At 69.5% G+C, this 19,973-nt stretch carries 19 protein-coding genes and 1 tRNA gene; 5 read left to right on the top strand and 15 right to left on the bottom strand.

Annotation, left to right across the window (positions count from 1 at the left end; genetic code table 11):
• Positions 1-80: 80 nt before the first annotated feature.
• Genes AOJ26_RS15645 through AOJ26_RS15635 form a run of 3 tightly spaced genes read right to left on the bottom strand, consistent with a single transcriptional unit; the run spans position 81 to position 3,321 of the window.
• Entirely contained in the window at positions 81-974 is an 894-nt protein-coding gene (locus tag AOJ26_RS15645; RefSeq protein WP_179200347.1) for a carbohydrate ABC transporter permease, read from the bottom strand.
• Complete coding sequence (locus AOJ26_RS15640; protein ID WP_053848887.1) at positions 971-1,999, bottom strand: carbohydrate ABC transporter permease; 1,029 nt, start codon at positions 1,997-1,999, stop codon at positions 971-973. The genes AOJ26_RS15645 and AOJ26_RS15640 overlap by 4 nt, the downstream gene beginning before the upstream one ends.
• On the bottom strand, positions 1,996-3,321 hold the full coding sequence (locus AOJ26_RS15635; RefSeq protein ID WP_053848886.1) for an ABC transporter substrate-binding protein: 1,326 nt from the start codon (positions 3,319-3,321) through the stop codon (positions 1,996-1,998). Before AOJ26_RS15635 ends, AOJ26_RS15640 begins: the two co-directional genes overlap by 4 nt.
• Before the next feature lie 355 nt (positions 3,322-3,676).
• Between AOJ26_RS15635 and AOJ26_RS15630 the strand changes: the two genes are divergently transcribed.
• Together AOJ26_RS15630 and AOJ26_RS15625 are read left to right on the top strand one after the other, a co-directional pair.
• Positions 3,677-4,732 (top strand): LacI family DNA-binding transcriptional regulator, encoded by a 1,056-nt coding sequence (locus AOJ26_RS15630; protein ID WP_053848885.1) that lies wholly within the window; start codon positions 3,677-3,679, stop codon positions 4,730-4,732.
• A 109-nt stretch (positions 4,733-4,841) separates the two neighbouring features.
• Positions 4,842-5,081, top strand: a complete 240-nt coding sequence (locus AOJ26_RS15625; protein WP_373413191.1) for a hypothetical protein — start codon at positions 4,842-4,844, stop codon at positions 5,079-5,081.
• Positions 5,082-5,133: 52 nt separating this feature from the next.
• On the opposite strand, the gene AOJ26_RS15620 is transcribed toward AOJ26_RS15625, so the two are convergent.
• The 4 genes from AOJ26_RS15620 to AOJ26_RS15605 all read right to left on the bottom strand — a co-directional run bounded on the left by AOJ26_RS15620 (position 5,134) and on the right by AOJ26_RS15605 (position 7,898).
• A tRNA-His gene (locus AOJ26_RS15620) sits at positions 5,134-5,206 on the bottom strand.
• Positions 5,207-5,282: 76 nt separating this feature from the next.
• Positions 5,283-5,885 carry an oligoribonuclease gene (gene orn, locus AOJ26_RS15615; RefSeq protein WP_053848883.1) on the bottom strand — a complete coding sequence of 201 codons (603 nt, stop codon included), beginning with the start codon at positions 5,883-5,885 and terminating at the stop codon, positions 5,283-5,285.
• A 103-nt stretch (positions 5,886-5,988) separates the two neighbouring features.
• Complete coding sequence (locus AOJ26_RS15610) at positions 5,989-7,215, bottom strand: GlxA family transcriptional regulator (protein WP_053848882.1); 1,227 nt, start codon at positions 7,213-7,215, stop codon at positions 5,989-5,991.
• 377 nt (positions 7,216-7,592) lie between these two features.
• Positions 7,593-7,898, bottom strand: a complete 306-nt coding sequence (locus AOJ26_RS15605; RefSeq protein ID WP_053848881.1) for a hypothetical protein — start codon at positions 7,896-7,898, stop codon at positions 7,593-7,595.
• Between the two features lie 334 nt (positions 7,899-8,232).
• Between AOJ26_RS15605 and AOJ26_RS15600 the strand changes: the two genes are divergently transcribed.
• Together AOJ26_RS15600 and AOJ26_RS15595 are read left to right on the top strand one after the other, a co-directional pair.
• Entirely contained in the window at positions 8,233-8,760 is a 528-nt protein-coding gene (locus tag AOJ26_RS15600; RefSeq protein ID WP_020123262.1) for a universal stress protein, read from the top strand.
• Between the two features lie 116 nt (positions 8,761-8,876).
• Complete coding sequence (locus AOJ26_RS15595; protein WP_053848880.1) at positions 8,877-9,443, top strand: GPR1/FUN34/YaaH family transporter; 567 nt, start codon at positions 8,877-8,879, stop codon at positions 9,441-9,443.
• A gap of 144 nt (positions 9,444-9,587) precedes the next feature.
• Here AOJ26_RS15595 and glmS read toward each other — a convergent pair whose 3' ends face one another.
• Both glmS and AOJ26_RS15585 read right to left on the bottom strand, forming a co-directional pair.
• A complete protein-coding gene (glmS, locus tag AOJ26_RS15590; protein WP_053848879.1) occupies positions 9,588-11,405 on the bottom strand; it encodes a glutamine--fructose-6-phosphate transaminase (isomerizing) in 1,818 nt (605 codons plus the stop codon).
• A 13-nt stretch (positions 11,406-11,418) separates the two neighbouring features.
• The gene (locus tag AOJ26_RS15585) at positions 11,419-11,676 is read right to left on the bottom strand and encodes a hypothetical protein (RefSeq protein WP_020123260.1); all 258 of its coding nucleotides are present in this window, start codon (positions 11,674-11,676) and stop codon (positions 11,419-11,421) included.
• A gap of 165 nt (positions 11,677-11,841) precedes the next feature.
• On the opposite strand from AOJ26_RS15585, the gene AOJ26_RS15580 reads away from it, so the two are divergent.
• Positions 11,842-13,404 carry a purple acid phosphatase family protein gene (locus AOJ26_RS15580; protein WP_053848878.1) on the top strand — a complete coding sequence of 521 codons (1,563 nt, stop codon included), beginning with the start codon at positions 11,842-11,844 and terminating at the stop codon, positions 13,402-13,404.
• A gap of 26 nt (positions 13,405-13,430) precedes the next feature.
• Here AOJ26_RS15580 and AOJ26_RS15575 read toward each other — a convergent pair whose 3' ends face one another.
• From AOJ26_RS15575 to desA, 6 genes are all read right to left on the bottom strand, one after another.
• Positions 13,431-14,345 carry a DUF4429 domain-containing protein gene (locus AOJ26_RS15575; protein ID WP_053848877.1) on the bottom strand — a complete coding sequence of 305 codons (915 nt, stop codon included), beginning with the start codon at positions 14,343-14,345 and terminating at the stop codon, positions 13,431-13,433.
• Positions 14,346-14,368: 23 nt separating this feature from the next.
• Positions 14,369-14,761, bottom strand: coding sequence for an RICIN domain-containing protein (locus AOJ26_RS15570; protein WP_053848876.1), 393 nt, complete (start codon positions 14,759-14,761; stop codon positions 14,369-14,371).
• Between the two features lie 72 nt (positions 14,762-14,833).
• Positions 14,834-16,606, bottom strand: a complete 1,773-nt coding sequence (locus tag AOJ26_RS15565) for an IucA/IucC family protein (RefSeq protein WP_053848875.1) — start codon at positions 16,604-16,606, stop codon at positions 14,834-14,836.
• Positions 16,603-17,136 (bottom strand): GNAT family N-acetyltransferase, encoded by a 534-nt coding sequence (locus tag AOJ26_RS15560; protein ID WP_053848874.1) that lies wholly within the window; start codon positions 17,134-17,136, stop codon positions 16,603-16,605. Before AOJ26_RS15560 ends, AOJ26_RS15565 begins: the two co-directional genes overlap by 4 nt.
• Entirely contained in the window at positions 17,133-18,410 is a 1,278-nt protein-coding gene (locus AOJ26_RS15555; RefSeq protein ID WP_053848873.1) for a lysine N(6)-hydroxylase/L-ornithine N(5)-oxygenase family protein, read from the bottom strand. The genes AOJ26_RS15560 and AOJ26_RS15555 overlap by 4 nt, the downstream gene beginning before the upstream one ends.
• Positions 18,394-19,836, bottom strand: coding sequence for a lysine decarboxylase DesA (gene desA, locus AOJ26_RS15550; protein ID WP_053848872.1), 1,443 nt, complete (start codon positions 19,834-19,836; stop codon positions 18,394-18,396). Before desA ends, AOJ26_RS15555 begins: the two co-directional genes overlap by 17 nt.
• Positions 19,837-19,973 lie beyond the last annotated feature (137 nt).

The following is a 19,973-nucleotide window of genomic DNA, read 5'->3' as shown; positions in this document are numbered from 1 at the left end:
GAGGGGGAGGAGGGGGGACAGGGGCCGCGGCGGAGGCGGCCCGGTCCCGGGAGAGGTGCGGGAGAAGCCGTAGGACGGCGTCAGCCCTTGATCGCGCCCTGCATGATGCCGCCCACGATCTGCTTGCCGAACAGGAGGAAGGCGATCAGCAGCGGCAGCGTGCCGAGCAGCGCGCCCGCCATGATCACGGCCTGGTCGGGGACATAGCCCGTGCCGAGCGAGTTGAGGGCGACCTGCACGGTCGGGTTCTGCTGGTTCAGGGCGATGATCGGCCACAGGAAGTCGTTCCAGGCGAACACGAAGGTCAGCAGGCCGAGCACGGCCATCGCGGGGCGTGCCGCCGGGAAGACCACGTGCCACACCACCCGGATGCTGCTGGCCCCGTCCACCCGGGCCGCCTCGATCAGCTCGGTGGGCAGCGCCTGCACCAGGTACTGCCGCATGAAGAACGTGCCGAAGGCCGTCACCAGGGTCGGCAGGATCACCGTCTGGAGCTGGTTCGACCAGCCGAGGTCCGCCATCCACAGGTACAGCGGTACGACCGCGAGCTGCGGCGGGATCATCATGGTGCCGATCGTCAGCAGCAGCAGGAACCCCGAGAACCTGAACCGCAGCTTGGCGAAGGCGAATCCGGCGAGCGTGGAGAACAGCACGGTGCTGACCGTGATGGCGCCCGCCACGACCACGCTGTTCAGCATGGCGGTGCCGAGTCCGGCCTCGTCCCACGCGGTCTGCATGTTCTTGAACAGGTTCCCGCCGAACCACAGCGGCGGCGGTGTCTCGGCGAGCCTGCGGTCGGTGCGCGAGGCCGCGATCGCCGTCCACACCAGGGGTGCCAGCGAGACGAGCGCGAAGACCGCGAGGACGATGTAGGTCATCGGGCCCGCGTGGAGCTGCTTGCCCGCGCCCATGACCCGCCGGGTCCGGCGCCCCTCCTTACGGGACTGAGGCAACGTCAGTTCACTGGTGGTCATTGGGACTTCCTCAGCCGTCGGGTGACCAGCAGATTGATCGCGGCGATGATCAGCAGGATCAGGAACATCGACCAGGCGATCGCGGACGCCTTGCCGAGGTTGCCGATGATCCAGCCCTGGTCGTACATGTACAGGCCGAGCGTCTGGTACTGGTGCTCGGAGCCGCCCTTGGAACCGCTCACCCCGCCGAACAGCAGGGGCTCACCGAAGAGCTGGGTCGCGCCGATGGTGGACACCACCACCGTGAACAGGATGGTCGGCCGGAGCTGCGGGACCGTCACGTGGATGAACTGCTGCCAGCGGTTGGCGCCGTCGATCGCCGCCGACTCGTACAGGTCGGCCGGGATGGCCTGCATCGCCGCCAAATAGATCAGCGCGTTGTAGCCGGTCCACCGCCAGATCACGATCGAGGAGACCGCGAACTGCGAACCCCAGTCGGACTCCCGCCAGTTGATCGGGTCGATGCCGACGAAGTCGAGCAGCCAGTTGACCATGCCGCCGTCCCACGAGTACAGCAGCGTGAAGACGAGGGTCGCCGCCGCCACCGAGGTGGCGTACGGGGTCAGCATCACGACCCGCCACACGGTCGAGCCGCGCAGCTTGTAGTTGAGCAGGTGGGCCAGCCCGATCGCCGCCATCAGCTGCGGCACGGTCGAGATGACACCGATGGTGAAGGTGTTCTTGAGGGCGTTCCAGAAGAAGTCCGAGCTGAGCAGGTTCTTGTAGTTGTCCAGGCCCGCCCAGGTCTGGGTGTCCAGCGAGGACAGCTGCACGTCGTGCAGCGAGTACCAGGCCGTGTACAGCAGCGGGACCAGGGAGAAGGCCCCGAAGATGACGAAGAAGGGGGCGATGAACACGTACGGAGACGCCTTCATGTCCCAGCGGTACAGCCGGCTGCGCCAGGGGCCCTTGCCCTCGGGCGGCGTACCGCGACCGTCAGCGCCCCGGGCCGCGCCCGGCTGGGAGCCGGGCGCGGCCTCGACGCTCGACGCGGGATGCGCGAGTGCCTGCTTGGGGCTTGTCACTGGCCGAGCACGTCCTTGATCTCGTTCGTGGCAGCGTCCCAGCCCTGCTCCGGGGACTTGCCCTTCTGCTCGACCTGGAGGATGCCGATGTCGGTCAGCGCGGTGTTGATCGGCTGGTCCTTGACGCCGAAGACCTGCGCCGGGATCGTCTTCGCCGAGTCGGAGAAGATCTGGGTGATCGGCGCGTTGCTGAAGAACTCCGTGGTGGCGGCGGCCGGCTTCAGGGCCGAGTACGCCGACGGGGTGGACGGGAAGCTGGCCTGCTTGGCGAAGACCTTGGCCTGCTGCTCGGGCGCGGTCAGCCACTTCGCGAGCTCGACGGCCTCCTTCTGGTGCTTGCTCGCCGTCGGCACGCCGATGAACGAGCCGCCCCAGTTGCCCGCGGTCGGCGCGGCCGCCACGTCCCACTTGCCCTTGCCGGCCTCACCGGACTTCTCCTGGATGTAGCCGATCATCCAGGCGGGGCAGGCCACGGTGGCGAAGGAGGCGTTCGCGTAGCCCTGGTCCCACGGCTTGTCGAACTGCTTGAGCTTCGCCGACATGTTGCTGGTGGCCACGGACATCGCGACGTCCCAGGCGTTCTTCACACCGCTGGACTTGTCCCAGACGACCTCGCCGCTCTTGTCGTAGTAGCGCTCGCTCTCACCGTTGAGGACCGCGTTGTACACGGAGGAGGCGGAGTCCACGAACTTGGTGCCGCTGGGCGCCTTCTTCATGTACTGCTTGCCGAGGTCGACGTACTTGTTCCAGTCGCCCTTCCACTGCGCGGCGAGCTTGGTGCGGTCCGTCTCCAGACCGGCCTTCTCGAACAGGTCCTTGCGGTAGCAGATCGCCATCGGGCCGATGTCGGTGCCGAGTCCGATGAGCTTGCCGTCCGGGGTGGTGGCCTGGGCGTTCTTCCAGTCCAGCCACTGCGACTTGTCGACGTCCTTGCCGAGGTCGACGAACTTGGCGCCCTGCGTCTGCACGGCCTCGGTGATGTTGCCGACCTCGATGGCCTGGATGTCGTCGGTGCCGGAGCCGGCCTGGAGCCGGGTGAGGACCTTCGGCCAGTAGACGTCGGTACGGGTGGTGACGTTCTCCTTGATGGTGATGTCGGGGTGCGACTTCATGTACTCGTCGTACAGGCCGGCCTGCTTGTAGCCGAAGACTCCGAAGGTGCCGATGGTCAGCGTGGTCTTGCCGCCTCCGGCGTTGTTGCCCGAGCCCGACGAGTCGCCGTCGTCCGAGTCGCCGGCACAGCCTGCCAGCACTCCGGTTGTCAGTGCGGCGACGGCCGCCAGGGCCAACAGCCGGTGGGACCGGCGGGTAGTCGTGCGCATTGCGTCCTCCTGTTGCCTGACGTGCCGACCCCCCGGCCAACTGCGTTGTTGGACCCGTTAGTTCTAGCTGCGGCTCGGGCGGGGAACGTGCGGGATATTTATGTGTCAGGTACCGTGGGAGCGCTCCCATCGGTGATGTGTTGAAGGTTCGCGGGTCGGAGCGAGGGTGTCAAGGGAGTCGACGCGGGGAGATGCGTTCAGTTATCAGCCCGTTAACTGGACCCGCTCGGCACGGCCGCCGCTCGCACACGTGGCCCTGCGCTGCGGGGGTGGTGGCCCCCGCGACAGTCACCTCCACACGCGGGACTGTTAAATTCCAGGCCAGCTTAGATACACGGTGGGAAGGGCGGAGCCCATGGCAAGCCACGGAGCGCGGAGCCGGAGCGGTGGCCGGCCCACCCTCGAGGAGGTCGCCGCGCGCGCCGGCGTCGGCCGGGGGACCGTTTCCCGGGTGATCAACGGCTCGCCCCGGGTCAGCGACGCCACGCGGGCGGCGGTCGAGGCGGCGGTGGCGGAGCTCGGGTACGTCCCGAACACCGCCGCGCGCGCCCTCGCGGCCAACCGCACGGACGCGATCGCGCTGGTCGTGCCCGAGCCGGAGACACGGTTCTTCGCCGAGCCGTACTTCTCCGACATGCTCAAGGGCGTCGGCGCCGAGATCTCGGAAACCGAGATGCAGCTCCTGCTGATCTTCGCGGGCAGCGACCGCGAACGCCGCCGGCTGGCCCAGTACCTGGCCGCCCACCGGGTCGACGGCGTCCTGCTGGTCTCCGTGCACGCCGACGACCCGCTGCCCGACCTGCTGTCCCAGCTGGAGATCCCGGCGGTGATCAGCGGCCCGCGCTCGGCCGCCGAGACACTGCCGTCGGTCGACTCCGACAACTACGGCGGCGGCCGCTCGGCGGTGGAGCACCTGCTCGCCGGGGGCCGCAGCACGATCGCGCACATCACGGGCCGCCTCGACGTCTACGGCGCCCAGCGGCGCGTCGACGGCTACCGGGACGCGCTGCGCGACGCGGGCCACGAGGTGGACGAGCGGCTGATCGAGCCCGGTGACTTCACCGAGGAGGGCGGGCGCCGGGCGATGACCCACCTGCTGGCCCGCCGCCCCGACCTGGACGCGGTCTTCGCCGGCTCGGACGTCATGGCGGCGGGCGCCCGCCAGGTCCTGCGCGAGGAGGGCCGCGCCATCCCCTCGGACGTGGCCCTGGTGGGCTACGACGACTCGGCCATAGCCCGCCATATGGACCCGCCCCTCACCAGCGTCCGCCAGCCCATCGAGGAGATGGGCCGCCACATGATCGACCTGCTCCTCTCGGAGATCGCCGACCGCCGTCCGGCGGTGTCCCGGGGCCTGGAGCGCAGGCAGGTGGTCCTCGCCACCGAACTGGTGGAGCGGGCGTCGTCCTGACCTGGTGCGTCAAGAGGTTGAACGCAAGGATCTCCGGCCGGTGCCACGGCGTACGGAAGACGACGGCGTGGTGACGGGCGCTGCCAGGTGCTCAGGCCGTCCTGAAGCAGTGGCCCGCCTTCAGGGTGCCCGGGTGCCGGTGCCGCCGGCCGGCCACCGGCCCGCGGGCCAGGAGTCCGTCCGCCTCGACGACATCGCCCACGAGCCGCTGGTGCGGGTGGCCGACCCGGTGTGGAGCGCGTACGAGCGCATCGACCGCCGTCCGGGCGGCCGCCCGGCATCCGACGGGCCCCTCGCCGACACGGCGCTGCCTCGGGCCGGTGCGCTGCTCAGGGCGTCCGGCTCCTGAAACGACCTCAGCCGGTGATCCTGTCTCCAGGATCACCGGCTGAGGTGATGAGGGTGAGTGACGGGACTCGAACCCGCGGCATCCTGGACCACAACCAGGTGCTCTACCAGCTGAGCTACACCCACCATGTTCGGCTGTCCTGGTTTCCCCGACCGGCCGAGAAAAAGTGTACAGGGTCCGAAGGGGTGCTCGCGCCCGCGTTTACTGCGCAGGCAGAACGTGCTTCGCGGCGATCGTCCTGGCGGTGTCGGAGTCGGGTCCGGGCTGCGGGACGAAGATCGCCTCGCGGTAGTAGCGCAGCTCCGCGATGGACTCGCGGATGTCGGCGAGGGCGCGGTGGTTGCCGTTCTTGTCCGGGCTGTTGAAGTAGGCCCGCGGGTACCAGCGCCGGGCGAGCTCCTTGACGGAGCTGACGTCCACGATCCGGTAGTGGAGGTAGTCCTCCAGGGTGGGCATGTCCCGCAGCAGGAAACCGCGGTCGGTGCCGACGGAGTTGCCGCACAGCGGGGCCTTGCCGGGCTCCTTGACGTGCTCGCGGACGTAGGCGAGGACCTGCTCCTCGGCATCGGCGAGGGTCGTGCCGCCGGACAGCTCCTCGAGCAGTCCGGACGCGGTGTGCATCTGACGCACCACCTCCGGCATCGTCTCCAGCGCCTGGTCCGGCGGGCGGATGACGATGTCCACACCGTCGCCGAGCACGTTGAGCTCGGAGTCGGTGACGAGGGCGGCAACCTCGATGAGCGCGTCGTCGGACAGCGAGAGGCCGGTCATCTCGCAGTCGATCCACACCATGCGATCGTTCATGCGAACACCCTACGGCTGACGTCCCGCTTTGTGGCGCCCCGTGCCGGTCCCGGGCACCGGAACGCCGGGCGGGCCCTCACGGACCGCGCCCGGCGTCAGGACGTCACGTGCCGCTGCGCTGCCCGGGCAGGCTCGCCCGGCCGCCGACGTACAGCTCGCGGCCGTTCTCCGAGGGCGGACCCACGGGGGCCGGGGTGCGGCGGGTCTGGAGCGGCACCGGACCGCCCTCGGGGTGCAGCTGCACCGGCGGGCTGGGCGCGGGACCCGTCGGGCCCCCCACCGGACCGTCGCTGTCCACCGGCTTGTCGCCCTGCGGACGGCGGGCCCGGTACGCGGCCCGGTAGGCGGCCGGGGACGAGCCGAGCTGCCGCCGGAAGTGCCCGCGCAGGGCCACCGGCGAGCGGAAGCCGCAGCGCCCGGCGACCTCGTCCACCGAGTAGTCCGACGTCTCCAGGAGCCGCTGCGCCTGGAGCACCCGCTGGGTGATCAGCCACTGGAGCGGGGCCGAACCCGTCAGCGAGCGGAACCGGCGGTCGAACGTACGACGGCTCATGTACGCCCGTGCCGCCAGCGTCTCCACGTCGAACTGCTCGTGGAGGTGCTCCAGCGCCCAGGCGACGACCTCGGCGAGCGGGTCGGCGCCGATCTCCTCAGGTAAAGACCTGTCGAGGTAGCGCTCCTGGCCGCCCGAGCGGCGCGGCGGGACCACCAGGCGGCGGGCCAGCGCGCCGGCCGCCTCGTTGCCGTGGTCCGTCCGCACGATGTGGAGACAGAGGTCGATGCCGGCCGCGGTACCGGCCGAGGTCAGTACGTCGCCGTCGTCCACGAAGAGTTCTCGTGGATCCACGTGCACCGACGGGTAGCGCTTGGCCAGCGTCGGCGCGTACATCCAGTGTGTGGTCGCGGGGCGGCCGTCCAGCAGGCCCGCCGCCGCCAGTACGAAGGCGCCGGTGCACAGCCCGACTATGCGGGCGCCTTCCTCGTGCGCCCGGCGCAGTGCGTCGAGCGCCTCCTCCGGTGGCGGTGAAGTGATCGAGCGCCAGGCCGGCACGACGACCGTGCCCGCGCGTGAGATCGCTTCCAGGCCATGCGGTGCGGTGAGTTCCAGGCCCCCTGTGGTCCGCAGTGGGCCTTCCTCGCCGCCGCACACCAGCAGTCGGTAGCGCGGCACGCCGGCGTCCTGGCGGTCAATCCCGAACACCGACAAAGGTATGGAACTCTCGAAGATGGGGCCGCCGCTGAACAGCAGCACCGCGACGATCTCCTTGCGGCGGCGCCCGGAAAGCTTCCGGGCCGCGGCTTCCGGCGCGGCGGTGGAGTCGTGGCTCATACTGCTAAGCCCCCCTCGGTGGTCGCGGCTCCTCGGTTGTGTCGCTCCTGCACGTTTCCCCTCGGTCCTGCACGAGTCCCCCGCCGTAAGACGTCAAGATCGAATCTACTGTGTCCCGTGCTGTCGGCGTGACCAGTTCGTCATCCGGCACATTGTCGACATGGCAACTTGGCGTAAAGCATTCGATCACGAAGCGTTGCACTCGTGGGCCGTGCAGGGAAGTGCGCCTTGTGGCGGTGGCTAATCCACGTAGGGTGCACAGCCCCTCGGACACCCTATCCGTGCAGGTGGAACGGGGGTTGGGGGGTGCTTGGACCAAGGGACACGCCCAACGCGGAAGTTGGCTGAAAAGAATCGTCGCGGTGCATGGAAACCGGTCAGCCGACCGGTGTATTTCCCCCGGTGTGACGACCGCCTCGACGGACCCCGGTCCCGCTCCTGTGGTGACGCCCGCGACGGGGCGCCCCCTCCTCGGCGCGCAGGCGGGCGGCGCCGCGCTCCGACCGGCGCAGGAGGATACGGCAGACGGCTGTGACGGCGGCGAGGCCGAGGGCGGTGCCCGTCGCGCCGGCCAGCGAGGTGCCGTACCAGACGAGCACCACGGGGACGAGGACGCAGCTGAAGGCGGCCCAGCGGACCACGTCCGTGCTGGAGTCCTCGGAGGGCGGTCGGTGTCCGGTCATCGCGTGCTCCCTGGGGCGTCTCCCTGCGGCGTGGGTCACGGGTTCAACGCCTGTTCGACCCTTCGGTCACTGTGTCGAGGGGCCGTTCGGTGGTCCGGGGGCGGCGAGGCCGCCCGCATCCTGTGCAAACCGCCTGTACAGCGCAGCAACCATTGCGTTACGGGCGCCCTCTCGTGCATGCTCCCTGGAACCCCCACGGACCGGGGCGGGCTCTGGGCTAAGGAGGCTTGCCGCCGTACCCTTGGGGGTATGGGGTTGGGAAGATGATTCCCGGACACAGCTCCGCCGCACACGGTCGTCCCTCCCACACAAGGATCACAACGCCGAGACAGCCATGGCCGGTCACGAATTCTTCGAACCAGCGGACCGCAAGCGGCCCGTCGCCGATCCGACGGCGGCCGAGCCCCTGGCGGCGGAAGAGCCACGCCACTCCTGCGACCCCGCCTTCAAGCACGGCGTCGTGGTCGGCTTCGATGGCTCCACGTCCAGTGAGCGCGCCCTGGCGTACGCGATCGGCATGGCCCATCGCTCCGGCTCGGGCCTGATCATCGTGCACGTCGCCAACCGGCTGCCCACCACCGTGTGGGCCGGCTGCGAGCCACCGGTCTTCGTCGACGTGCCGGACCACCGCACCGAGGTGCTCGGCCTCGAGCTCGCCTGTGCGGACTACCTGGCCGAGGTCCCCTGGATCCTCGTGGAGCGCGGCGGCGACATCTGCCACGAGCTCGAGGAGGTCGGGCGGGAGTACGAGGCGGACGCGATCGTCGTCGGCTCCACCCACGGGATCGTCGGACGCATCTTCGGCTCCGTCGCGGGACGGCTCGCCAAGCGGGCGAAGCGGCCCGTCATCGTCATTCCCTAACTCGCGGTTCTCCCTGGTGGGATGGGCGAATCTACTCGCGCGTAGAGGTGTTTGTGCCCTTGTGAAGGGCATATACCGGTCATCGCACCACCGCACCCGCACGAAGGGAGCCCGCCGTGGACAAAGACGTCTCCGCGGGAAGCGCAACCACCACCGCGGTCGGCCGACTGGCCCTGGGAATCACCCTGTTGGCGTTCGGACTGGGCCACACCGAGCTCATCGACGGCGTGACGGCCGCTGACGCCATGTCAATCGCCCAGTACGTGGGGGGCGTTGCCCTCTTCGTCGCCGGACTGCTGGCCTTCCGCGACGGCGACGCCGTGTCCGGTACGGCGTTCGCGGCGCTCGGGGCCCTGTGGTTCACGTGGGCCGTGTCGGCCGACAGCCAGGTCTCGGAGAACGCCGCCGGTCTGTTCCTGCTGCTGTTCGCCCTCGTGGCGCTCTCGCTCACCCTCGCGGGCGGCGACCAACTCGGCCAGGCCGTGCACGGGTTGTTCTTCGTGTCCCTCGTGCTGCTCGCGATCGGCGTGTTCGCCGACAGCGACGGTCTCGCGAAGGCCGGGGGCTGGTTCGCCGTGGCGGCGGGGGCGGTCTCCTGGTACGCGGCGACCGCGCTGCTCGCGCACTGGCCGACGGTGCTGTCGAGGCGTGCGGCCGGCCGGGGCGTGACGGCCACCGGCTAGCTGCGCGGGCCGGGGGGTTGGGCGGCTCCCCGGCGACGAGACGGACCCCCGGTGCCGGGTGGCATCACGTGGGGTCCGTCCTCGTTGTTCGGCCTCTGCGGGCAGTGGGGGTTGCTCGCGCAGTTCCCCGCGCCCCTGAGTGTCCTACTCGACCGTCACCGACTTCGCGAGGTTGCGCGGCTTGTCGATGTCCCGGCCCAGGGCCAACGCGGTGTGGTAGGCGAGGAGTTGGAGCGGGATCCCCATCAGGATCGGGTCCAGCTCGTCCTCGTTCTTCGGGACCACGATGGTCTCGTCGGCCTTCTCCTGGTGCTGGTGGGCGACCGCCAGGATCCGGCCGCTGCGGGCCTTGATCTCCTCCAGGGCGGCGCGGTTCTTCTCCAGGAGATCGTCGTCGGGGACGATCGCGACCGTGGGCAGGGCCGGCTCGATCAGGGCCAGGGGGCCGTGCTTGAGCTCGGAGGCGGGGTAGGCCTCGGCGTGGATGTAGGAGACCTCCTTGAGCTTCAGGGAGGCCTCGCGGGCCACCGGGTAGCCCCGGACGCGGCCGATGAAGAGCATCGAGCGGGCCTCGGCGTACTGCTCGGCCAGCTTCTTGATGTGCTCCTCCTGCTCCAGCATCTCGGTGATCTGCGCGGGCAGCCTGCGCAGGCCCTCGATGATCCGCTTGCCGTCGCGGACCGAGAGGTCGCGGGTGCGGCCCAGGTGCAGGGCGAGCAGGGCGAAGGCGACCGTGGTGTTGGTGAAGCACTTCGTGGAGACCACGCAGACCTCGGGGCCCGCGTGCACGTAGATGCCGCCGTCCGCCTCGCGGGCGATCGCCGAGCCGACCACGTTGACGACGCCGAGCACCCGCGCGCCCTTGCGCTTGAGCTCCTGGACGGCCGCGAGGACGTCGTAGGTCTCACCGGACTGGGAGACGGCGACGTACAGGGTGTCGGGGTCGACGACCGCGTTGCGGTAGCGGAACTCGGAGGCCGGCTCGGCGTCCGCGGGGATGCGGGCCAGCTCCTCGATCATCTGGGCGCCGATCATGCCCGCGTGGTACGAGGTGCCGCAGCCGAGGATCTTGACGCGGCGGATCTGGCGGGCCTCGCGGGCGTCCAGGTTGAGGCCGCCGAGGTGCACGGTGGAGAAGCGGTCGTCGATGCGGCCGCGCAGCACGCGGTCCACGGCGTCGGCCTGCTCGTGGATCTCCTTGTGCATGTAGGTGTCGTGGCCGCCCATGTCGTAGGAGGCGGCCTCCCACTCGACGGTGGTGGGCTCGGCCGTCGTACGGGTGCCCTCGGTGGTGTAGGTGCGGAAGTCGTCGGCCTTGAGGGTGGCCATCTCGCCGTCGTCCAGCGTCACGATCTGCCGGGTGTGGGCGACCAGCGCGGCGATGTCGGAGGCGACGAACATCTCCTTCTCGCCGATGCCGAGGACGACCGGGGAGCCGTTGCGGGCCACGACGATGCGGTCGCTGAAGTCGGCGTGCATCACGGCGATGCCGTAGGTGCCCTCGATCACCCGCAGGGTGTCGCGGACCTTGTCCTCCAGCTTCTCCGCCTGGGAGCGCGCGATGAGGTGGACGAGGACCTCGGTGTCGGTGTCGGAGAGGAACTCGACACCGTCCGCCTCCAGCTTGCGGCGCAGGTCGGAGGCGTTGTCGATGATGCCGTTGTGGACGACGGCGACCTTGCCCTCGGCGTCCAGGTGCGGGTGGGCGTTCACGTCGGAGGGGGCGCCGTGGGTGGCCCAGCGGGTGTGGGCGATGCCCGTCGTGCCCTTGAAGCGGGCCGGGACCCTGGCCTCCAGGTCGCGCACCCGGCCCTTGGCCTTGACCATCTTCAGCCCGGCCGTCTTCGGCGAGGTGACGACGATGCCCGCCGAGTCGTAACCGCGGTACTCGAGGCGCTGGAGGCCCTCCAGGAGCAGGGGGGCGACATCACGCTTCCCGATGTATCCGACAATTCCGCACATGTAGCTGTGTCCCCTAGCCGTAGACCATGCGGCGCAACTGCCTCAGCGTGAGCTCCGGCGGCGCCACCGCTCGATATTTGAGGTCCGCCTCGATCCGTCCGAAGATCTCCGCGTTCACCAGGCCCTGGGCCTGGAGTTCGCGGTGGCGGCGACGGACGTAGTCCTCGGTCGTCTCGTCGAAGAAGGCGAGCACGTCCTGGATCACCCGCAGTGCCTCGCCCCGGCTCAGGGGCGTGGACCGCGTCAGATGATCAACGAGTTCGTCGTGCACCCGGTAGATCCTGGGGTACCGGGAGCCGTTTCGCAAGAATCCTGCCCGATATCGGGCAGGAGGCTGTTGATGGTCTTATGAACGTCTGTTCGTGCGCTGTCCATCCCGCGTCCCACAGCTCGTTGCTCATGGCGACGACTTTCAGACGCCATGGACATTCCTCGCATGGGCGTACCCGAGACGCTCGCCGACCGCATGAGCATGGCCGAGCAGCACGAGTACCTGCGCGCCCGGTTCTCCCGGCGCACGATGATCAGAGGCGGCGCCGTCACGCTGGGCGCCGTCGCGGGTGGCGCGTTCGTACCGGGTGCCGTCGCCCGGGCGGCCACCCCGACGCGGACCTTCGCCGGCGCCGAGAGCGTCGACGGCGCCCTTGTCGCCCCCTTCGGCCGCCACCTCGCCTACGGCAACGACGCGCGCACCGAGATGACCGTCTCCTGGCAGGTGCCGGTCGCGGTCAAGAAGCCCTTCATCCGGATCGGCGCCCGTCCCTGGGACCTCTCCCGCAGGATCGAGGCCGAGGTGCGCACCCTGTACACCCCGGCCGGCGTCGGCGCAGGCGGCGACCACACGCAGTACTACCTGCACGCCAGGCTCACCCACCTGCGCCCCGGCCAGACCTACTACTACGGCGTCGGCCACCAGGGCTTCGACCCGGCCGAGCCGCACCTGACCGGCACCCTGGGCACCTTCACCACCGCGCCCGCCCACAAGAAGCCGTTCACCTTCACCGCCTTCGGCGACCAGGGCGTCAGCTACCACGGCCTGGCCAACGACAGCCTGCTCCTCGGCCAGGACCCGGCCTTCCACCTGCACGCCGGCGACATCGCCTACGCCGACCCGGCCGGCGCGGGCAAGACCGCCGACACCGGCTTCGACGCGCGGGTGTGGGACCAGTTCCTCGCCCAGACCGAGTCCGTCGCCAAGTCCGTGCCGTGGATGGTGTCGTACGGCAACCACGACATGGAGGCCTGGTACTCGCCCAACGGCTACGGCGGTGAGGAGGCCCGTTTCACACTGCCCGACAACGGACCCGACAAGAAGCACCTGCCGGGCGTCTACTCCTTCGTCTACGGCAACACCGCGGTCATCTCGCTCGACCCCAACGACGTCTCCTACGAGATCCCGGCCAACCTCGGCATCTCCGGCGGCACCCAGACCACCTGGTTCGAGCGGCAGCTCAGGAAGTACCGGGCCGCGAAGGACATCGACTTCGTCATCGTGTTCTTCCACCACTGCGCCTACTGCACCTCCACGGCGCACGCCTCGGAAGGCGGCGTGCGACAGGAGTGGGTGCCGCTGTTCGAGAAGTACCACGTGGACCTGGTGATCAACGGTCACAACCACCAGTACGAGCGCACCGACGTCATCAAGGGCGACAAGGTCGCCAAGAAGCTCCCGATCGGCGGGACCGCGTACCCCGAGACCGAGGGCGTCGTCTACGTCACGGCGGGTGCCGCGGGCCGCAGCCTGTACGCGTTCTCCGCACCCGACTCCTACGAGGGCCACCTGAACGAGCGCGACTCCGTCTCCTCCTTCGTCAATACCAAGGACGGCAAGGTCGACGAGACGGTCGCCTGGTCCCGGGTGCGCTACCTCAACTACTCCTTCCTGCGCGTGGACGTGGAACCCGCCGCACGCGGCCACTACGCCAGGCTGAAGGTGTCGGGCATCGCCGAGACCGGTGACCGCATCGACCACTTCACCGTGGCGCGCAGGGCGAAGTAACCGCTTTTCCGCTGGGGGTGCGGGGGTCATCCCCCGGGGTGATGCAGCATGCGCTTGAGGACCGCCTGCTTGGCCAGGGCGAACTCCTCGTCCGTGAGGACACCCGTGCGGTGCAGCTCGCCGAGCTCGCGCAGCCGGCGCAGGAGGGCGTCGTGACCGTCCTCGGCGGGGGCGACCGGGGGAGAAGGCGTGCTGGGCCGTGCGGTGAGTGATGTCCCTGCGTCGACGGCGGCGGCGGCCCGGGCCGGGTGGGGGAGCCTGGCCTGGACCGCCGCCGCGACCAACGCCATCAGCGGGTCCTTCTTGAAGCCCCACAGCTCGACCGCGTGGGGGTCGTACTTCGCCGGGGCCTTGGTCGGGGCGTGCCGGACGGTGAAGCGCAGGTGGCCGTTCTCCAGACCGACCGAGGGCTGCCAGTCCACGGCTTCGACGTCGGCCAGGGCGAGGGTGCGGGGGCCGGCGGAGGCCTTGGCGTCCTCCGTCTTCCAGTTCCACTCCAGACGGATGTGCTCGCCGTCGAAGGCGGCGGTGCCGTCACCCGCGGAGTACGCGAGGGGGACGGCCGGGCCGGGCAGCAGGTAGGCGTCCACCGGGCCGGTGGGGACCTGGTCCAGGAGCAGGGCGCTGCGGACCTCGTCCACGAAGTACTCGGCGACGCCGTAGCGGTCCGACTCGACGGTGAGCTGGTACGGGTCGTGCGGCTCGGCCAGCCGGCCGCCGGTCGCGAGCAGCAGGGGGTCGGCGCCGTCACGCAGCCGCAGCCTCAACCGGCCCGACTTCTTGCCCTGTTCGAAGGCTATGCCGGCCAACGCACCCAGGGGGACGACGAGTTCACCCAGCGTCCGCCGGAGCAGCCCGACGCTCTTGTCCCTGCCCGGAATCAGCCGCAGAGCGTCGCCGTCGAAGATCCATGTGCCGTCCTTCTGCAGGATTTCCGCCATGGGGGAATTCTGGCACCGCGGGCTCAGCCGCCCAGCACCTCGCGCAGGGCGTCGTCCTGGGCGAAGCGGGCCGCCCGGCCGGCGGCTTCGGCGGACAGCATGCGGACCTCACCGTCCGTGACCCCCACGGCGATGGCCGGGTTGTCCCGGCAGAGCAGCGTGAAGGTCCGGTCCGGGCGGCTCCGCAGGAGGAACGCCTGGTCCTCCGGGTAGGGGGCGCTGTCGCCCAGCCGGTAGGCGCACGGCCGCATCTGCATCGGGTCTCCCGCGGCCCGGTAGCCCGCGATGTCCAGGCAGAACGCCGACGCCACGTGTTGCAGGCCGACGGCCCCGCCCCCGATGTCGACGACCCGCCACCACTGTTCGGCGCCCCCGTCGCAGGCGGCGGGCGTGTGCTCGGTGTGTCCGGGAGGCACGAGAAGAGCCGGAAACAGACGGGGCCCGGGAGGACCGTACTCCCGGGTCGCGCCTGGCTCTGGGGGCCGTGCTCAGAGGCCCGCGATGGGGTTGTTCAGCATGCCGACGAGCTGGAGCGCGCCGGACGGGTCCGCCAGGTCCACCATCTGCCGGTTGTTGCGCAACTGGAGGCGGTTGAGACAGGACAGGGCGAACTCGGGCGCGAACATGTCGTACCGGGCGAACTTGTCGGCCAGTTCGGGCACCGAGTGCTGGTAGTCGCGGGTGACCTCGGCGACCGTGCGCCAGAAGTCCTCCTCCTCCATGACTCCCTCGGCGGCGAGGTTCGCGGCGAGGAAGCGGAAGAAGCAGTCGAAGACGTCCGTGAAGATCGACAGCAGCTTCTTGTCGTCGGGGACCTCCACGCGCAGCCGCTCGACCGTCGGCGGCAGCACCGCCTCGGCGTCCATGACGGCGATCTCCTCGGCGATGTCCTTGTAGATCGCCCGCTCCACCACACCGTCCTTCAGGACCAGGATGACGTTCTCGCCGTGCGGCATGAACACCAGGTCGTAGGCGTAGAAGCTGTGCAGCAGCGGGGTGTAGTAGGCGCGGAGGTAGCGGCGCAGCCAGTCGGCCGGGGTCAGTCCCGACCGCTCGACGAGCGCGCCCGCGAAGGACCGGCCCTCGTGGTCGACATGGACCAGGGAGGCCATCGTCGCGAGCGACTCGCCGTCCCGGAGGGAGGGAACGGGGCTCTCGCGCCACAGCGCGGCCAGCATCTTGCGGTACGGCGAGTAGCGGTCGGTGGCGGCCTCGTACTCCAGGTGCCGGTAACCGACGGCGGCCCGCTCGCGGATGATCGACAGACCCGTGGACTTCAGGACCGGGTCGCCCTCGATGAGCTGGGCGAGCCAGTCGTTGATGGCCGGGGTCGCCTCCATGTACGCGGCCGACAGTCCGCGCATGAAGCCCATGTTGAGGACGGACAGGGCCGTCTTCACGTAGTGCTTCTCGGGATGCGACCGGTTGAAGAAGGTCCGGATGGACTGCTGGGCCAGGTACTCGTCGTCGCCCTCGCCGAGGCAGACCAGCAGGTCGCGGGCGACCTCGGCGGCGAAGGTGACGGCGAGCTTGTTCCACCACTGCCAGGGGTGGACGGGGATGAGGAGGTAGTCGGCCGGGTCGAGGCCCTTGTCCCGCAGCACGCCGTGGAAGCGCTCCACGGTGTCCTCGCCCAGCTCCTGCCGTACGAAGGTCTCGTACTCGATGCCGACCCCGGCCGTGAACGCGGCGCGCGAGCGGTGGGCGGCGAGCCAGACCAGACGGACCGGGCTCGCGGTCTCGGGGGCGTACGAGAGGTACTCGTGGATGCCGAAGCCGAGCCGGCCGTTGTTGGCCACGAAGCACGGGTGGCCCTCGGTCATGCCGGTCTCGATGGCCTGAAAGTCGGATTTCGCCAACTCGGCGACCGGGATCCGCGGCTTGGTGAGCTTGTAGCAGGTGCCCGAGAGGGTGGAGGAGATCTCCTCCAGGTAGACCGGCAGGATCTCGTCGCTGAGGCCGAGGGTGTCCTTCAGCTCGATGAAGAAGTCCAGCGCGGCCAGCGGGAGTTCGGTGCCGTCGCGGTGCCGGGTGATGGAGTCGGCGTCGACCTGCCAGTGGTCCAGGGCGCGGCGCACGGCCGTGAAGTCGTAGCGGGTCTTGCCGTCGTCGCTGCGGACGACGTACTGGTCCTTGTCGGTCTCCTCGGGCTCGATGAGCCGCTCGTGCGCGAACTCGGCGAGGCCCTTGCGGATCAGCAGGCGGTTGGCCGTCTCCCAGCGCTCGGGGGAGAGGTGGGCCACGGTGTCGGCGAGGCTCATGCGGCCACCCCCGTAGCGGTCATGAACTGCTCCCGGGTGCAGAAGCTCAGCAGGGCCCTCTTCTCCGGCTTCTGGATCTCGCGCTCGGGGACGAACCCGACCGCCTCGTTCAGGGCGTGGACGGCCTTGTTGGAGACGTCCGGCTCCACGACCACCCGCTGGACGGCCGGGTCCTCGAAGAGGTGGGCCATCACGGCGGTGATGACGGACCGGGTGAAGCCGTGGACGGGCGTGTCGGTCGCCGGGGTGAGGAAGTGCATGCCGATGTCACCGGGCCGGGGCTCGTACAGCCCCACCAGCTCGCGGTGGGCGGGGTCGTACTTCTCCATGAGGAACGCGGGCTCGCCGTCCTCGTCGAGGCCCAGCAGCGCGTGGTGGTGCTCGTCGGCCGCGATGTCCATGTAGGCCCGCTCGACGTCCTCCAGCTTCGCGTCCTGCATCATCCAGAACGCGGCCTTGGGGTGGGTGACCCACCCGTGCAGCAGCTCGGCGTCCTTCAGCGGGTCGAGGGGGCGGAAGGTGAAGGTCATACGGAGAACTCCTGGAACGCGATCGTCTTCTCGACCGGGTAGTACTCGGTGCCGAGCAGCTCCCGGATGATGCAGCTGTTGCGGTAGGCGCCCATGCCCAGGTCGGGGCTGGTGATGCTGTGGGTGTGGACACCGGCGTTCTGGAGGAAGACGCCTCTGCCCGTCACGTCGATCGCGTAGGTGCGGGACACGTCGAAGTTGCCCTGGGAGTCGTAGACCAGGCGGTCCTTGACCGGTGCCAGGAACTCCGGCTCGGCGTACTTGTAGCCGGTCGCGAGGACCAGGCCCTGCGACTCGATCTCGAAGTCCTTCTCCTGCTCCTCCTGGCGGAAGGCGAGCGTGTACGTGCCGTTCTCGTACCGCGCGCCGGTGAGCGAGGAGTTGGTGAGCAGCCGGGTGGGGACGGGGCCGCCGAGGTTCTTCTGGTAGAGCAGGTCGAAGATCTCGTTGATGAGGTCCCCGTCGATGCCCTTGAACAGGCCCTTCTGCTCGGCGGTGAGCCGGTAGCGGGTGGCCTCGGGGAGCTCGCGGTAGTAGTCGATGTACTCCGGGGAGGTCATCTCCAGCGTGAGCTTGGTGTATTCGAGGGGGAAGAAGCGCGGGGAGCGGGTCACCCAGTTCAGCCGGTAGCCGTGGACGTCGATCTCCGAGAGGAGGTCGTAGTAGATCTCGGCAGCGGACTGGCCCGAGCCGACCAGGGTGATGGACTCCTTCTTCACCAGCTCCGAACGGTGCTGCATGTAGCGGGAGTTGTGGATGAAGTCACCGCCCAGCCCCTGGCAGGCCTCCGGCACGTACGGCGGGGTGCCGGTGCCGAGGACCAGGTGGCGGGCGCGGAAGGTGTCGCCGTCCGATGTCGTCACGACGTACAGCTCGTCCTCGTGGCGGACCTCGGTCACCCTGGTGCCGAAGCGGACGCAGCTCAGCTTGCCGGCGGCCCAGCGGCAGTAGTCGTCGTACTCCACCCGCAGCGGGTAGAAGTTCTCGCGGATGTAGAACGAGTACAGCCGGCCTTTCTCCTTCAGGTAGTTGAGGAAGGAGTACGGCGAGGTCGGGTCGGCGAGGGTGACCAGGTCCGACATGAAGGGGGTCTGGAGGTGGGCGCCGTCCAGGAACATGCCGGCGTGCCACTCGAAGTCGGGCTTCGACTCCAGGAAGATCCCGTCGAGTTCGGCGATGGGCTCGGTGAGGCAGGCCAAGCCCAGGTTGAACGGGCCCAGCCCGATCCCCACGAAGTCATGGACGGCGGACGGGTTTTCAGGACGCGCGGTCAAGGGACTCTCCCAGGTACTGCTCGGCGTGGCCGGCGATCAGGTCGAGCACGACGGACATGTCCTCGACCGTCGTCTCGGGGTTGAGCAGGGTGAACTTCAGGTAGTGGCGGCCTTGCACCTTGGTGCCCGCGACCACCGCGTCGCCGGAGGCGAACAGGGCCTTGCGGGCGTACAGGTTGGCGCGGTCGATCTCGGCCGGGTCGGTGACCGAGGACGGGATGTAGCGGAAGACGAGCGTGGAGAGACTCGGTTCGACGACCACGTCGAAGCGGGGGTCGGCGGCGAGCAGCTTCCAGCCCTCGGCGGCCAGGTCGCAGACCTCGTCGAAGAGCTGGCCGATGCCGTCGGCGCCCATCACGCGCAGGGTCATCCACAGCTTGAGGGCGTCGAAGCGGCGGGTGGTCTGGAGGGACTTGTCCACCTGGTTGGGAATACGTTCCTGCACCATGCGGCGCGGGTTGAGGTACTCCGCGTGGTAGGTGGCGTGGCGCAGTGTGGAGGCGTCGCGGACCAGGACGGCGGACGAACTCACCGGCTGGAAGAAGGACTTGTGGTAGTCCACGGTGACCGAGTCGGCGCGCTCGATGCCGTCGATGCGGTCCCGGTACTTGACCGAGGCGAGCAGTCCGCAGCCGTAGGCGGCGTCCACGTGCATCCAGGTGCCGTACTGCTCGCACAGTTCGGCGATCTCGGGCAGCGGGTCGATGGAGCCGAAGTCGGTGGTGCCGGCGGTGGCGACGACGGCCATGGGGACGAGGCCGTCCTGCTTGCAGCGCTCCAGCTCGCGGGCGAGGGCGACGGTCTGCATCCGCTTGTCGGCGCCCACGGGGATGGAGACGACCGAATCGGCGCCCAGGCCGAGGAGTTTGGCGGACTTCTTCACGCTGAAGTGGCTGACCTCGGAGGCGAAGACACGCAGCTTGGCCGTGGTGTCCGCCTTGGCCTCCTCGCGGGCCAGCAGCAGGGCCTGGAGGTTGGACTGCGTCCCGCCCGAGGTGAACACCCCGTCGGCGACCGGGCCCAGTCCGATGCGCGCGGTCGTCCAGTCGATCAGTTTGCGCTCGATCAGGGTGCCGCCGGCCGACTGGTCCCAGGTGTCCAGGGAGGAGTTGACGGCGGAGAGGATGGCCTCGCCGAGCACGGCCGGGATGACGACCGGGCAGTTGAGGTGGGCGAGGTAGCGGGGGTGGTGGAAGTAGATCGCGTCCCGGAGGTAGACGTCCTCCAGCTCGTCGAGCACCGCCGCCGTGTCCAGCAGGGGCTTGTCGAGGTCGATCTCGTCGATGCGGGGGGAGAGGGCGTCGACGGAGACGCCGGTGAACGGCCGTGTGGTGGTGGCGAGTTTGGCCGCCACCCGCTCGATTCCTTCGGTCACGGAGCGGCGGTAGCTCTCCGCGGTCGTGTCGTTGAGCAGGTGCGAGCGCATGTGGGGGTCCTCCGGTGGGGACATCCGTACGGGACGGGGCAGGAGCGGGGCGGAAACCCGGCTTCAACTTAGGTAAGCCTAACCTAATTAAAGCGAGGCGAAACCTGCCCCACCCGTGACCGGCGTCACGTGGACGG

It is taken from the genome of Streptomyces sp. NRRL B-24085 (assembly GCF_001282115.1).
Taxonomy (GTDB): Bacteria; Actinomycetota; Actinomycetes; order Streptomycetales; family Streptomycetaceae; genus Streptomyces.
This window is presented reverse-complemented; position numbering and strand designations above follow the sequence as displayed.

What these genes read in the sequence shown, in the direction of transcription:
- AOJ26_RS15610 (WP_053848882.1), bottom strand. Translation starts at nt 7,215, where the DNA reads ATGAGCCACGACTCCACCGCCGCGCCGGAAGCCGCGGCCCGGAAGCTT.
- AOJ26_RS15635 (WP_053848886.1), bottom strand. Translation starts at nt 3,321, where the DNA reads ATGCGCACGACTACCCGCCGGTCCCACCGGCTGTTGGCCCTGGCGGCC.
- orn (WP_053848883.1), bottom strand. Translation starts at nt 5,885, where the DNA reads ATGAACGATCGCATGGTGTGGATCGACTGCGAGATGACCGGCCTCTCG.
- AOJ26_RS15560 (WP_053848874.1), bottom strand. Translation starts at nt 17,136, where the DNA reads ATGACCTTCACCTTCCGCCCCCTCGACCCGCTGAAGGACGCCGAGCTG.
- AOJ26_RS15605 (WP_053848881.1), bottom strand. Translation starts at nt 7,898, where the DNA reads ATGACCGGACACCGACCGCCCTCCGAGGACTCCAGCACGGACGTGGTC.
- AOJ26_RS15575 (WP_053848877.1), bottom strand. Translation starts at nt 14,345, where the DNA reads ATGGCGGAAATCCTGCAGAAGGACGGCACATGGATCTTCGACGGCGAC.
- AOJ26_RS15600 (WP_020123262.1), top strand. Translation starts at nt 8,233, where the DNA reads ATGGCCGGTCACGAATTCTTCGAACCAGCGGACCGCAAGCGGCCCGTC.
- AOJ26_RS15645 (WP_179200347.1), bottom strand. Translation starts at nt 974, where the DNA reads ATGACCACCAGTGAACTGACGTTGCCTCAGTCCCGTAAGGAGGGGCGC.
- AOJ26_RS15565 (WP_053848875.1), bottom strand. Translation starts at nt 16,606, where the DNA reads ATGAGCCTCGCCGACACCGTGGCCCACCTCTCCCCCGAGCGCTGGGAG.
- AOJ26_RS15630 (WP_053848885.1), top strand. Translation starts at nt 3,677, where the DNA reads ATGGCAAGCCACGGAGCGCGGAGCCGGAGCGGTGGCCGGCCCACCCTC.
- glmS (WP_053848879.1), bottom strand. Translation starts at nt 11,405, where the DNA reads ATGTGCGGAATTGTCGGATACATCGGGAAGCGTGATGTCGCCCCCCTG.
- AOJ26_RS15580 (WP_053848878.1), top strand. Translation starts at nt 11,842, where the DNA reads ATGGGCGTACCCGAGACGCTCGCCGACCGCATGAGCATGGCCGAGCAG.
- desA (WP_053848872.1), bottom strand. Translation starts at nt 19,836, where the DNA reads ATGCGCTCGCACCTGCTCAACGACACGACCGCGGAGAGCTACCGCCGC.